Source organism: Pseudomonas sp. AC229 (genome assembly GCF_979254655.1).
The window spans coordinates 1-281 of record NZ_CEEDHK010000048.1; the positions used below are offsets into that span (position 1 = coordinate 1).

General features: G+C 43.8%; 1 protein-coding gene. It reads left to right on the forward strand.

Annotation, left to right across the window (positions count from 1 at the left end):
- On the forward strand, positions 1–281 hold a 281-nt coding region (locus AC0IW7_RS24790), incomplete at both ends, for an HAD-IB family phosphatase (protein WP_471821493.1).

Below are 281 nucleotides of genomic sequence, written 5' to 3' on the forward strand. Positions count from 1 at the left end.
GAGCAAGTCGATACGATTACCGAATCTGCCATGCGCGGGGAAATTGATTTTGCCCAAAGCTTTACTCGCCGTGTGGCTTTACTTAAAGGGTTATCAAGTGAGGTGCTCGAAGATATTATTGCCAATCACATTACCTTTAGCCCAGGGGCAAAACGCTTGATTAGCGCACTGAAAAATCATGGTTACTATGTGGTATTGGTCTCAGGCGGCTTTAACTATTTTGCCGAATACGTGAAAAACAGCTTAGGGATGGATGAGAGTTATGCCAATGACCTAGATAT